This is a genomic window from Sorangium sp. So ce327 (assembly GCF_051530205.1).
Classification (GTDB): Bacteria; Myxococcota_A; Polyangia; order Polyangiales; family Polyangiaceae; genus Sorangium; species Sorangium cellulosum_B.
Genome location: NZ_CP150330.1, coordinates 5,086,635 through 5,099,740 on the forward strand (window position 1 = coordinate 5,086,635; position 13,106 = coordinate 5,099,740).

Annotated in this window: 11 protein-coding genes; 6 read left to right on the top strand and 5 right to left on the bottom strand. The window is 72.0% G+C overall.

What is annotated here, in order from left to right; all coding sequences use genetic code 11:
• Positions 1-5: 5 nt before the first annotated feature.
• Complete coding sequence (locus tag WME95_RS19045) at positions 6-1,271, bottom strand: FG-GAP repeat domain-containing protein (RefSeq protein WP_437909773.1); 1,266 nt, start codon at positions 1,269-1,271, stop codon at positions 6-8.
• A gap of 49 nt (positions 1,272-1,320) precedes the next feature.
• Between WME95_RS19045 and WME95_RS19050 the strand changes: the two genes are divergently transcribed.
• The 5 genes from WME95_RS19050 (at position 1,321) to WME95_RS19070 (ending at position 8,026) form a co-directional block, all read left to right on the top strand.
• The gene (locus WME95_RS19050; RefSeq protein ID WP_437909774.1) at positions 1,321-1,458 is read left to right on the top strand and encodes a hypothetical protein; all 138 of its coding nucleotides are present in this window, start codon (positions 1,321-1,323) and stop codon (positions 1,456-1,458) included.
• A gap of 30 nt (positions 1,459-1,488) precedes the next feature.
• On the top strand, positions 1,489-1,755 hold the full coding sequence (locus tag WME95_RS19055; RefSeq protein ID WP_437911001.1) for a DUF305 domain-containing protein: 267 nt from the start codon (positions 1,489-1,491) through the stop codon (positions 1,753-1,755).
• A 283-nt stretch (positions 1,756-2,038) separates the two neighbouring features.
• Positions 2,039-3,280 (top strand): TolC family protein, encoded by a 1,242-nt coding sequence (locus tag WME95_RS19060; RefSeq protein ID WP_437909775.1) that lies wholly within the window; start codon positions 2,039-2,041, stop codon positions 3,278-3,280.
• Positions 3,277-4,569, top strand: a complete 1,293-nt coding sequence (locus WME95_RS19065) for an efflux RND transporter periplasmic adaptor subunit (RefSeq protein ID WP_437909776.1) — start codon at positions 3,277-3,279, stop codon at positions 4,567-4,569. Before WME95_RS19060 ends, WME95_RS19065 begins: the two co-directional genes overlap by 4 nt.
• Positions 4,559-8,026 (top strand): efflux RND transporter permease subunit, encoded by a 3,468-nt coding sequence (locus WME95_RS19070; RefSeq protein ID WP_437909777.1) that lies wholly within the window; start codon positions 4,559-4,561, stop codon positions 8,024-8,026. The genes WME95_RS19065 and WME95_RS19070 overlap by 11 nt, the downstream gene beginning before the upstream one ends.
• A gap of 57 nt (positions 8,027-8,083) precedes the next feature.
• Here WME95_RS19070 and WME95_RS19075 read toward each other — a convergent pair whose 3' ends face one another.
• The 3 genes from WME95_RS19075 to WME95_RS19085 all read right to left on the bottom strand — a co-directional run bounded on the left by WME95_RS19075 (position 8,084) and on the right by WME95_RS19085 (position 11,658).
• Positions 8,084-8,443, bottom strand: a complete 360-nt coding sequence (locus WME95_RS19075; RefSeq protein ID WP_437909778.1) for a four-helix bundle copper-binding protein — start codon at positions 8,441-8,443, stop codon at positions 8,084-8,086.
• A 453-nt stretch (positions 8,444-8,896) separates the two neighbouring features.
• Positions 8,897-9,268, bottom strand: a complete 372-nt coding sequence (locus WME95_RS19080; RefSeq protein WP_437909779.1) for a cupredoxin domain-containing protein — start codon at positions 9,266-9,268, stop codon at positions 8,897-8,899.
• Between the two features lie 71 nt (positions 9,269-9,339).
• The gene (locus WME95_RS19085; protein ID WP_437909780.1) at positions 9,340-11,658 is read right to left on the bottom strand and encodes a heavy metal translocating P-type ATPase; all 2,319 of its coding nucleotides are present in this window, start codon (positions 11,656-11,658) and stop codon (positions 9,340-9,342) included.
• A gap of 221 nt (positions 11,659-11,879) precedes the next feature.
• On the opposite strand from WME95_RS19085, the gene WME95_RS19090 reads away from it, so the two are divergent.
• Entirely contained in the window at positions 11,880-12,101 is a 222-nt protein-coding gene (locus WME95_RS19090; RefSeq protein WP_437909781.1) for a heavy-metal-associated domain-containing protein, read from the top strand.
• Between the two features lie 114 nt (positions 12,102-12,215).
• On the opposite strand, the gene WME95_RS19095 is transcribed toward WME95_RS19090, so the two are convergent.
• Positions 12,216-12,998, bottom strand: coding sequence for a hypothetical protein (locus tag WME95_RS19095; protein WP_437909782.1), 783 nt, complete (start codon positions 12,996-12,998; stop codon positions 12,216-12,218).
• Positions 12,999-13,106 lie beyond the last annotated feature (108 nt).

Here is a 13,106-nt window from a genome sequence, read left to right on the forward strand (position 1 = left end):
CAACCCTACGGGCGGTCACCGGGCCCCGGGATCTCGGGCCCTGGCAAGAGGACCTGGGAGCCCGCCATCAGCCACACGGCGATCGCGTGTTTCTCGCGGTTATACCAGAGCACGTCCAGCATACCGTCGAAGTTGAAGTCCCCGGACGTCGCGGGGCTCCAGCCGCCGCCGCCCGGCCCCGGGATCACTGGCCCCGGAGCGAGGAGCTGGGTCCCGTTCATCAGCCACACGACCATGGAGCTCTCGCCGGGGTTGCTCCAGAGCACGTCCGCCATGCGGTCGAAGTTGAAGTCCCCAGCGACGGTAGCCTTCCAGCCGCCGCCGCTCGGCCCGCGGAGCTCCGGCCCCGGAGCGAGGAGCTGGGTCCCGTTCATCAGCCACACGGCGATGGCGCTCTCGCCGGAGTTGAGCCAGAGCATGTCCGCCATGCCGTCGGAGTTGAGGTCTCCAGTCGCGGTGGCCTCCCAGCCCCCGCCGCTCGGCCCCTGGAGCTCCGGCCCAGGCCAGAGGACCTGAGTTCCATTCATCAGCCAGACGGCTATCGAGTTCCTCCCGGCATTGTACCAGGGCACGTCGGGCAGGCCATCGCGGTCGAAGTCCGCCACGGTGATGGCGTTCCAGCCGTCCCCGCTCGGCCCCGGGAGCTCCGGCACGGGCCGGAGGACCTGGGTCCCGTTCATCAGCCACACGGCCAGCGAGCCCCTCTCGGAGTTGTTCCAGACCACATCGCGCAGGCCGTCACCGTTCATGTCACCTGGCTTGATGGGTCGCCAGCCGTCGCCGCTCAGCCCCGGCAGCTCCGGCCCGGACCAGAGGACCTGGGTCCCGTTCATCAGCCATACGGCCAGTGAGCCTCTCGTGGTATCGACCCAGAGCACGTCCGTCATGCCGTCGCCATTGAAGTCGCCTTGTAAGACACGCCAGGCTCCGTCGCTCGCCCTCTGCCCCGCCACGCCAGGCGACGGGAGAGCGCGTCGGGCAGCATCGCGGTCCAGGTCGTTCCCCGCACGAGAGACCGGGGGACGGACCGCCGCGAGCACACCCGCGAGCATCATGAGCTTTACCACGCAGCGTACGCCGGCTCGCTCGGAGACAGCGGCGCCCGGTGTCCGCAGCCGGGACCCCTCTGCGGGGTTGAGCACGTGAGCCCAGGACCGTCCTGATGGCACGAGTCGGGCGCCATCTCCTCGCCGTCGACGGCAAATCTCATGGACATGTGCGTGCCGGGAGCACCGTGGGGGCATGGCGACCCGGCCCGAGCGATAGCCCATCAGCACGTTGGGATGCCAAGTCGATCAACCAAGTTGCATGGCATGTTGCATGCCGGCGCACGGACGGTTCTCGTCCAGACGCTTTCGCTCCGAGGGGCACGCGGAGCTCAAGGCGATGGCCGACGAGATCGTCTCCGCCCAGAACCAGGAAATCAGCCAGCTGAAGAGCTGGCGCGAACAGGGGTAGGGAAGCGGCGAGACGCCGCCCGTGGACGAGATGCCCATGCTCCCCGGCATGGAGCACGACGCCACGATGGACATGGCGAGGGAGAACGAGGAGCTGAAGACGGCGGAGCCGTTCGACAGGGCGTTCATCGACGCCATGATCCCGCACCACGAGATGGCGATCGACGCCGCCGAGATGGCCCAGCAGAAGGCCGAGCACGCCGAGATCAGGACGCTCGCCGACGGCATCATCGAGGCACAGCAGAGGGAGATCGACCAGATGAAGGCGTGGCGAGCGGCGTGGTATCCGGAAGAGTAGCGGCCGCGCCTGCCTTCCGGCGGGCCGGCGCCGGCGGCGCCCTCGGCATCGCAGGGGGTGGCGCCGGGCCGAGGCGAGCCTCGACGAGGAGCAGCAGGTACGGCCACATCAGACATGGGGAAGTGACTGGATCGGTCACAACCGCCCGCTGAGCCCGACACCGGCAGCAGGGCGAGGGGCGCCATCTGCGCGTGTCGCGCAAGCCCTGCGCCGGCGCGCCGGCGGGATCGCCCGCGGCGACAGGCGGTGAGCGCGCGGCACGACGTGTGCTGTGGGCCCCGGCATGAAGTCGAGACTGCTCGCCGCCGTGCTCGCGCTGGCGTCGCTCGGCGGCGCGCAGGCCGCCCAGGCGGAGGAAGCCGGGCTGACGGCCATCGTCGCCGACGTGCTCGCCCGGAACCCATCGCTGCGCGCGGGCGCGCTGCGGCGGCGCGCGTTCCAGGACGAGGCGGCGGCGGCGGGGGCGTGGCCCGATCCCACGGTCAGCGTGATGCTCGATCGCGTTCCGATGGGCGAGGAGATGCCCATGATCCGGTACGAGCTCTCGCAGATGGTCCCTTGGCCCGGGAAGCTCGATCTGATGCGCCGGGCCGTGGAGCAGCAGGAGAAGAGCGCGGCCGCGGAGCTCGCGGTGCGCCGGATCGAGCTGCGTCTCGAGGCAAAGCGCGCCTACTTCATGCTGTTGCTCAACGCGAAGCGCCGCGAGGTGACCCGCGCCTGGCGCGGCCTCGCGGTCCAGATCGCCGGCGCGGCGCTCGGGCGTTATGCCGCGGGCCAAACCGGCCACCACGACGTGGCGCGCGCGCAGGTGGAGGTCGCGGCGATCGACGTGGAGCTCGTCAACCTGGAGGGCGAGCGCGCCGCGATGGTGGCCATGCTGAACGCGCTCAGGAATCGGCCCGTTGACACGGCGATCGCCGATCCGACCGGCGCGCTCTCCCCGATGCCCTCGGTCGGGCTCGCGGCGCTCGTCGGCCGGGCCGGCGCGGCGCGGCCTGAGCTCGCAGGGATGGCGGCGATGCGCGCCGAGGCGCAGGCGATGGCGGCCGGGGCACGCAAGGAGCCGTATCCGGACCTCATGACGGGCGTCTGGCTCAACCAGAACATCGGCGCTGCGCCGTCGTTCGGCGCGATGATCGGCGGCACGATCCCGCTCTTCGGCGCCGCCAAGCAGGGACACATGGCTCGCGCCTTCGATGCGCGGGCGGACGGCGCCGCGGAGGACCAGGCGGAGATGCGCGCGATGATCGCATCCGAGGTCGCCGGCGCCTGGCACCGGGCGCAGGCCGCGACCCGGCAGATGGAGCTCCTGCGCGCGGTGGCGCTGCCGAAGGCGCGCGAGAGCTTCGAGGCCGCGATCGCGGGCTACGGCACGGCGGCCGCGGACCTCGTGGCCGTGCTCGACGCGCGGCGCGCCCTCCAGAGCGCGGAACTCGCCGTCGCAGAGGCCGTGGTGCGTCGCGAGATCGCCCTCGCAGAGATCGAGCGGGCCGTTGGCGGACCGCTCGGTGGAGATGGACAATGAAGCGGACTCATTCCCTCGTGCTCGCCACCGCGGTGGCGCTGCTCGGGTGCAACGCTCCCTCGCCCGCGACCGACGACGGGCACGCCGGGCACGCGGCCCCGACCGCCGCGCCGGTGCCGGCGCCGCTCGACCCCCACGCCGGTCACCGGGCACAGGCGGCTGAGCCCGCCGGAGGCGACGCCCACGCCGGTCACGGCGCGCAGCAGGGGGCCGAGCCCGCCGGAGGCCGCACCGACGAGGGCCCCGGCGCGCCCATGACCCCGGCGGGCTACGCCCCGGTCGCGCTGGACCCGGCGCGCCTCGGCGGCCTCTCGCTCAGCACGGCCACGGTCGAAGCGCGGGAGCTCAAGAGGCCTCTGCGCACGGTGGGCGTCGTCGCGCTGGACGAGACGCGCTCGGCGCACGTGCACGCCAAGGTCCGGGGCTTCATCGAGCGCGTCGCCGTCGACTTCGTAGGCCGCAAGGTCTCGGCCGGGCAGGTGCTCTGCTCGCTCTACAGCCAGGAGGTCTTCGCGGCGGAGCTGGAGTTCGTCGCGCTGATCGAGCGCGCCGCGGGAGGGCCGGTGCCGGCGGGAGAGCTCGGGGCCGCGGAGCGGCGCGCCCACGAGCAGCTCCTCGGCGCCGCCCGCCGGCGCCTCTCGCTGTGGGACGTGCCGAAGGCGGAGATCGCGCGGCTGGAGGCCACCCGGCAGCCGCAGCGCACCTTCGCCCTCACCGCGCCCCGCGCCGGCGTCGTCGTGGCGAAGCAGGCCGTGGAGGGCATGTTCGTGGAGCCCTCGCTGGAACTGTACACCCTCTCGGACCTGTCCCGCGTCTGGGTGCTGGCCGACGTGTACGAGCGCGACGTGCCGTATGTCCGCGCCGGGGAGCACGCGCACCTCACCGTGGAGGGGCGCGAAGGCGCGCTCCACGCGCCGGTCGCGTTCGTCCCGCCGACGGTGGACGAGGCCACCCGCACGATGAAGATCCGGTTCGAGCTCGACAACAGCGACGGCTCGCTCCGGCCAGGCGCGTTCGTCTCCGTGACCATGAACCTGTCGCTCGGCGAGGGGCTCTCGGTCCCCGAGAGCGCGGTGATCCGGACCGGCACGCGCGCCATCGTCTTCGTGGTCCAGGGCGGCCGGGCGGAGCCGCGCGAGGTGAAGCTCGGTCCGCTCATCGGCGATCGCTACCGGGTCGACGCCGGCCTCTCCGCGGGAGACAAGGTGGCGACAGGGGCGCAGTTCCTCCTCGACTCCGAGAGCCGGCTCCAGGCCTCCAGCGCTCCGAAGGGCGGCCATGTCCACTGAGCCGCCGCGCCGCGACGACGCGCCGGAGGCGCCTACGGGCGCCATCGCGCGCCTCATCGACTTCTCCGCCCGCAAGCGGTTCTTCGTCTTCCTCATCGCCGCGGCGCTCACGGCGTTCGGGCTGTTCAGCGCGCGGCGCTCCCAGCTCGACGCCCTGCCGGATCTGTCCGACACCCAGGTGATCGTGGCGACCGAGTGGATGGGCCGCAGCCCGACGCTCATCGAGGATCAGGTCACCTATCCCGTCGTCACATCGTTCCTCGGCGCGCCCAGCGTGAAGACCGTTCGCGGCTTCACGATGTTCGGGATGAGCTTCGTCTACGTCGTCTTCAAGGACGGGACGGACATCTACTGGGCGCGATCGCGCGTCGTCGAGCAGCTCGCCAAGGTGAAGGACAGCCTGCCCGAGGGCGTCACACCGCAGATCGGCCCGGACGCGACCAGCGTGGGATGGGTCTATCAATATGCCCTCGTCGACGAGAGCGGCGCCCACAACCTGCAGGAGCTGCGCTCGTTCCAGGACTGGCACCTGCGCTACTGGCTCCAGGGCCTGGAGGGCGTCGCCGAGGTCGCGAGCGTGGGCGGCTTCGAGAAGGAGTATCAGATCCAGGTCGACCCGCCGCGCATGAAGGCGAGGGGCGTGTCCGTCGGGCAGGTCGCCGCGGCCGTCCGCGGGGCGAACACCGAGGTGGGCGGGCGCGTGATCGAGATGGCGCAGCACGAGTATGTGCTGCGCGGCCGTGGCTACGTGCGCGCGATAGAGGATCTCCAGGACGCTGTCGTCGCGACCGACGCGCGCGGCACGCCGATCCGCGTCGGCGACGTGGCCGACGTGACCGTGGGCGGCAATCTCCGCCGCGGCGTGGCCGAGCTCGACGGCCGCGGCGAGGTCGTGGGCGGCATCGTGGTGATGCGCCACGGGGAGAACGCGCTCGACGTCATCGAGCGGGTCAAGAGCAGGCTCGAGGAGGTGAAGGGCTCGCTCCCGGCCGGCGTGAAGGTCGTGCCGGTCTACGACCGGAGCGAGCTCATCGCCGGCTCGGTGAAGACGCTCTCGACCAACCTGGTCCAGATCCTGGGCGTGGTCATCCTTGTCATCTTCGTCTTCCTCTTCCACCTGCGCTCCGCGCTGGTGGCCGCCATCGCGCTCCCGGTGGCGACGGCCGCGACGTTCATCGCCTTTTACGCGCTCGACCTGTCGATCAACATCATGTCGCTCGCCGGGATCATCCTGGCGCTGGGCGATATGGTCGACTCCGCCTGCGTGCTTGTCGAGAACGCGCACCGGAAGATCGAGGCTGCGGAGAGGGAAGGGCGCGAGATCCCTCGCGCCGAGATCGTCATCGGCGCCGCGCGCGAGCTCGGGCCCTCGATGTTCGGGGCGCTGCTCGTGCTCACCATCGCGTTCTTGCCCGTCTTCACGCTCGAGGGCGAGGAGGGCCGGCTCTTCCGGCCGCTCGCCCTGGCCAAGACCTTCTCGATGGCGTTCGCGTCGCTGTTCGCGGTCACGCTGGTGCCCGCGCTGATGGTGACGTTCCTCCGGGGCCGGATCACGCCGGAGGGGCGGAACCCGATCAACCGCGTCTGCATCGCGGCCTATCGGCCGGTGCTGCGGGCGTGCCTGCGCCGCCGCGGGCTCGTCATCGCGGCCGCGCTCGGGCTCATGGGCGCCACGGTCTACCCGATGTCGCGCCTGGGATCGGAGTTCATGCCGCCGCTCGAGGAGGGCGACTTGCTCTTCATGCCGGTCACGGTGCCGGGCATCCCCATCGCCGAGGCCCGGCGCCTCCTGGCCTGGCAGGACGCGCAGATCCGGACCGTGCCCGAGGTCGAGCGCGTGTTCGGCAAGGCGGGCCGCGCCGAGACCGCGCTCGATCCGGCCCCGCTCTCGATGTTCGAGACCGTCGTCCAGCTCAAGCCCAAGAGCGCGTGGCGGCCGGGCATGACCCAGGAGAAGCTCGTGGCCGAGCTCGAGCAGAAGACGGCGACCCCAGGCGTGCAGGGCGCGTGGACCATGCCCATCAAGGCGCGGATCGACATGCTCGCGACGGGGATCCGGACGCCGATCGGGGTCAAGGTCTTCGGGCCCGATCTCGAGGTCATCAGCCGGATCGACGGCGACCTCGAGCGCGTGCTCAGGGACGTGCCCGGAACGCGGAGCGTCTATGCGGAGCGCGAGCTCGGCGGCTTCTTCCTCGACATCACGCCGGACCGGCAAGCGATCGCCCGGTACGGCCTCAGCGTGCGCGACGTGCTCGACGTGGTGGAGAGCGCGATAGGCGGGATGGATGTCGACACCACCTTCGAGGGGCGCGAGCGCTACCGGGTGAGCGTGCGTTATCCGCGGGAGCTCCGGGACAACATCGAGGCGCTGCGCGACGTGCCGGTCCCGGTCGCCCCGCTGTCGCCGCGCCCGCTGCCGATCGGGAGCGCCCCGGCGCCGATGGGGGGCGCGACGGCCACGAGCCCAGCAGGAGGGATGCTTGCGAGCTCCATGGGCGGCGGCGCGATGGGAGGTGCGCCTTCGCCGGCCGAGATCGCGGGCCTCGCCGCCGGCGGGGGCGGCGCGATGGGCGGGAGCGCGATGGGCGGGAGCGCAGCCATGGCGAGAGGCCAGGCCGACGGGCCGGCGCGCGCGGCGTTCGTCCCGCTCGGGCAGCTCGCCAGGATCGAGACGGTCATGGGGCCGCCGATGATCAAGAGCGAGATGGGCTCGCTCACGGGCTGGATCTACATCGACACCTCCACGAGCGACGTCGGCGGTTACGTGGAGTCGGCGAAGGTGGCCGTCGCGCGAGAGGTCGAGCTCCCCGCGGGGTACTATCTCAAGTGGACCGGCCAGTACGAGCTGCTCGAGCGCGTGCGAGAGCGCCTCGCGTACATCCTGCCGCTCACGATCGGCATCGTCTTCGTGATCCTGTATCTGAACTTCAGCGGCGCGGCGCAGACGCTCCTCGTGATGACCGGCGTGCCCTTCGCCGCGGTGGGCGCGATATGGACGCTCTACGCCGCCGGCTTCAACACCTCCATCGCCGTGTGGGTCGGGATGATCGCGCTCCTCGGCGTCGCCGCCGAGACAGCGAGCGTCATGATCGTCTACCTCGACGAGGCCTGGACGAGCGGGCGTGAAGCCGGCACGCTGGCGAGCGTCGATGACCTCATCCAGGCCTCGCTGGAGGCGGGCGCGAAGCGCGTCCGCCCGCTCCTGATGACGGTGCTCACCAACGTGTTCGGCCTGCTCCCCGTGCTGCTCGACGATGGCGTCGGGGCCGACGTGGCCAAGCGCATCGCCGCGCCCATGTGGGGAGGGCTGGTCTCGCTCACGCTGCTGACGCTCCTGGTGATCCCCGCGATGTACGTGGTGTGGAGGAGCTTCGAGCTCCGCCGGGCCACGCCCGCGGCGCCGCCGGCTGCGGCTCCAGCGCTGGCCGCGGCGGAGGAGGCCGCGCAGGGCTGACCGCGCTGCGCGCGGTCGTCCTGCTCAACGCCGCCCCGCGCGGCGCCCAGGCCGGTCTCAGGGCACGCTCTGGTGCCCCGCGCCGGCTGCCCCGCCCGGCCGCATCTGCGCGACCTGCTGGCACGCGGCGGCGCAGCGGCGGCATTCGTCGGCGCAGGCCTTCATCTGCGCGTCACCCGCGAACTTGTCACAGCTCTGGGCGCAGAGCTCGCAGATGCTCGCGCACGCGGCCGTGACCTGGCTGTGTTGGTGCGAGCCGCGCATCAGGAACGTCGCGGTCGTCTCGCAGATCTTGGCGCAATCCTGCATGAGCTGCATGTGGGAAGGCTCCGCGTGCGAGCCTCCCATATGGAGGCAGTGCTGGATCGTCTGGACGCAGATCGACTCGCAGCTCTGGGCGTGGCTGGCCGTGCTCACGAAAGCCGTGCTCAGAGTGAACCCCTTGTGGGCCATGTGTCCCTCCCTTGTTCCGATGATGTTTCTCGATGCCTCGTGAGCTCGTCTCGCGCGCGCACGGGATGAGTCCGACGGGCAGGGCGAGAGACTTGTCGAATTCACCAGGCTCGTCATGTCGGAGCGCTCCGCATTCACGGCTCGGATGGAGGCTGAACCAGCGCCGGCGCCGCGCGTGTGTCGTGCCATCCTGCTCGCCCATGCGTCTGGGCTGCTCACAGGGCGATGCTTGGAACAGATCTGGGCGGATGGGATTCGAGAGGGGTGATGGGATCGATGTGACCTGCACGGTCACTTTCATCTATCCGAACGACCAGGCTGTCGCCATCCGCGGCCGGTGCGCTGGCGCGAGCACGCGGCTCGCGCCCGCTGGAGAGGCTCGCTCGCCGTGAGCCAGGGACCGCTTCCGTCCGCTGCTCACTTCTTCGGTGCGACGGCGATGGTGCCCTTGATCATCCCCATGCCGCACTCGAACTGCAGCTCACCTGCCTTCAGCTCGGGGAGGTCGATGGTCACCGGCTGTCCGGTCGGCAGCTCCTTGCGGATGCCGAGGCTCGGGAAGACGACCTCCCTGGTGCAGCCGCCGCTGTCGTGACGGACGAGCCTGAGCTGCAGGCGCTCCCCCTCGACCGCGGCGATCTTGTCGGGCACGAAGGCGCCGTGGACCATGATCTCGACCACGCGCTGGGCCTTCTGTGGCTCGGCGCTCGCGGGCTGCGAGCTGCCGAGCACGGAGGCGACCGAGGTGATGCCGAGCGCGATCGAGAGAATTGCGTGCGTGATCTTCATGAGAGGATCTCCTGTGAGGTTCTGGGTGGAAGACGCGCGGGCCTCCGCCGCATTACGGTCGAGCGCCGATTTCAGCTCGCGTGCCGGAACCGGCGGAGCCGGAGGGAGCTGAGGAGCACCGAGACGCTCGACAGGCTCATGGCCGCGCTCGCCAGGACCGGCGACAGGAGCCAGCCGGTCAGCGGGTAGAGCGCGCCGGCGGCGATCGGGATGCCGACCACGTTGTAGATGAACGCCCAGAAGAGGTTCTGGCGGATGGTCCGCAGCGTCGCGCGCGAGAGCCCGAGCGCCGTGGGCAGGGAGGCGATGCCGCCACGGAGCAGCGCCACGTCGGCCGCGGCGACCGCGATGTCCGTGCCGCTCGCGACCGCGATCCCCACGTGGGCGCCGGCGAGGGCGGGCGCGTCGTTGATGCCGTCGCCGACCATGGCGACGATGCGCCCGCGCTCCCGCTCCTCGCGCACGATGCGCGCCTTGTCCTCGGGGCGGACCTCGGCGAAGACCTCGTCAATCCCGAGCTGCTGCGCCACCGCGCGCGCCGTCGCCTCGCGGTCCCCTGTCACCATGGCGACGCGCACGCCGAGCTGGTGCAGCGCGGCGACGGCCTCCTTGGCTTCGGGGGTCGGCAGGTCGGCGACGGCGACCAGGCCAGCGAGGCGGCCGTCGACGGCGACGAACGACGGGGTGTTTCCGTGCCGGGCGAGGCCCTGGGCGAGCTCCTCGAGCGGCGTGGCGTCGATCCCGAGCTCGGCGAGGTACCGGGCCGTGCCGATGCGCACTTCCCGGCCGTCGATGCGGGCGACCACGCCGCGTCCGGCGTCGGCGCGGAAGTCCTCGGGCGCGGAGAGCGGGAGGTTGCGGGCGCGCGCGCCCTCGACCAGCGCCTTCGCGACCGGGTGCTCGCTGCCGAGCTCCGCTGACCCGACGAGGCGCAGGAGCTCGTCCTCGGAGACCGCGGCCAGCGCCTTCACGGCCGCGAGCTGCGGCCGCCCCGCCGTGAGCGTGCCCGTCTTGTCGACGAGGACGGTATCGACGCGGCTGGCCGCCTCGAGCGCCGTACCGCCCTTCACGAGCACGCCGAGCTCGGCGCCGCGCCCGGTGCCCACGGCCACGGCGGCAGGCGTCGCGAGGCCCAGGGCGCAAGGGCAGGCGATCACGAGGACGGCGACGAACCGCTCGACCGCGGCAGCGAACCCTGCCGCGCTCGGATCCATCGCGACCCAGGCGACGAACGCGAGCGTGGCGATGCCGAGGACCACCGGGACGAAGATGCCGCTCACGGTATCGGCGAGGCGCGCGATCGGCGCCTTCGAGCCCTGCGCCTGCTCGACCGCCTCGACGATGTGGGCGAGCGCGGTGTCGGCGCCGGTCTTCGTGATCCGCACCGTGAGCTGCCCGCTCTGGTTCAGCGTACCGCCGAACACAGGCGCTCCGGCGCTCTTGTCGACGGGGAGGCTCTCGCCCGTGAGCATCGACTCATCGATGGCCGAGGTGCCGGAGACGACCTCGCCGTCGCTCGGCATCCGCTCTCCAGGCCGAACGCGGACGAGGTCGCCGGGCGAGAGATCCGCGGCCGGGATCTCCTCCTCCACGTCGCCGCGCAGGCGCCGCGCCGCCCTGGGCTGGAGCGCGACGAGCCCACGCACCGCGTCGGTGAGGCGCTTGCGGGCGCGCGTCTCGAGGAGCTTGCCGAGCAGGACGAAGCTGATGATGGCCCCGACGGCCTCGAAGTAGACATGGGGCCGCATGCCGTGCTCGGCGTGGGGAAAGAGCTGCGGGGCGACGACGGCGATCGCGGAGTAGACCCATGCGGCGCCGGTCCCGAGGGCCACGAGCGTGTTCATGTCGGCCGCCCGGTGCCGCAGCGCGGCCCAGGCGAGCCGGAAGAACCTGCGGCCGGGACCGACGACCACCGCGGTCGCGAGGGCGAGCTGGACGAACCGGCCGATCGTGCCGTCCGCTCCCGGGATGCGGCCGTGCGACATCCCGAGGACGAGCAGCGGGACGGACAGGACGAGCGAGATCACGAAGTCCCGCCGGAGGACGCGCCGCTCGCCGTCGAGGCTCTCCTCGGCGGCGGCTGCTCGATCGGCAGGAGCAAGGGGGGTGCTGCCCGGCGCGGCGCTGCGCTCCGGGACGCTGTAGCCCGCGCCCTCGATGGCGGCGACGAGGGTCCTGGTGGACGCGGCCGACGGATCGAACGTGGCTGTGGCCGTGCGGGTCACAAGGTTGACCTTCGCGTCGCTGACGCCTGGGATCGCGAACAAGGCCCGCTCGATGCGCCGGACGCAGGCGGCGCAGGTCATGCCCTCCACGGGCAGATCGACGTGGCAGATGGCGCCCTCGTCGGTGTCCTGGGGGGCGGGAATGGAGACGGATGCGGTCGACATGATCACCTCTTTGTCGACCGGCGCAGACGCGGGGCCACCCCGCGGATTACGGCGAGAGCGCTGGAGCTCGCTGCGCAGCTGGCTGCGCGGCCGGCATGTCCGGGGCGCCGAGGGCTTCGCTCGGCGCCCCCGACGAACGTGGCGGCTCCTGCGGTGTAATGAACCACGATGGCCGCGTCTTCGGGGATGAGCGGCCCGTGGGTCGCCGAAAGGAAGACGTCATGAAAGAGACCATGCTCCAGGTGGACGGGATGAGCTGCCCGTCCTGCATTCGCCACATCGACAGCGCGCTTCGCGAGCTCGGCAGCGGCGTGGCCAGGGTCGACGTGCGCCTGCGCGAGGGCATCGTCGTGGTGCAGCACGATCCGGCGAGCGCGCCCGTGGACGCCCTCGTCGAGGCCGTGCGCGGGGCCGGTTACGACGTGCGCCCCCGCGCCGCCTGAACGCCCGCAGAGCCCGGGGCTCGTGGCCCGACCTGGGTGACTGGGTGACCAGCTGCCGTCGTCGACCCGCCGAGGGCTCCAGGCTCCAGTCCCTCCGGCTGTGACACCGTGGTGCTAGAACCACGTCTCCCAGCGGCCGCTGTCGATCTCGGCCGCGTGCACCGTCGCGGAGATGCGGTCGCGCTCGCCCGGGAACGGCTGTATCTGGTGCAGGCGGTAGCTGTCGATGACCAGCGCGCCGCCAGAGCTGTAGCCGGCGACGAGGCTCCTCGCGGAGAGCGCCTCGTCGCCCGGGTCGTCTCGCCCGTCGTAGAGGACGTCCCACAGCTTGAGCCCGCCGTCCGCGTCGGGGAGCTCAAGCATCACGACGACCGTGATCGCGCGGAGCCGGCGGGCAAGGTGGTAGTCCGAGAGCCCCTCCGTATCGAAGTGGATGACGCCGCCTTCACGCGCGACCTTCTCCCCCGCAGGGAAGATGTGGACGCCTGGCCCGCAGAAGCCGCGCCGGGGCTGCGCGAGCCCGCCGGTGAGCGCCGCGACGAGCTCCCGCATCCGGCGCTGGAGCCCGGGGAGGTGGCGCTCGACGCGGGCGTCGGAGGCCGCCGCGTCGGCGAAATAGACCCGGGAGCGCCCCTGCTCCAGGTGCGTGTAGAAGGCGCGCCCGAGCGAGAACTGCTCGCCTCCGAAGTCGGCAGTCCACTCGGCGCGGGCCGCGTGGACGCCCGCGACGAGCGCGGCGCGCTCCGCCTCGGAGAACACGCGCGGGACCTCCAGCGCGAAGTGGCGATCGAGCGCGTCGACCGGCCGGGGCGTCGCGCGCGGGGACGCGGGAGAGGGAGAGGACGATGCGGGAGGGGGATCGAGCCGCAGTACGGAGGCGCGGCGCGCGGTCGGCATGGCCAAACCACCGTTAGCACCGCGCGAGGCGGCCAGCCAAGCAGCGGCGCGCCGGCCGCAGGCGGCGACGCGCCGGCCGCGCGGCGAGGCCCGGAACCCCAGCGGTTT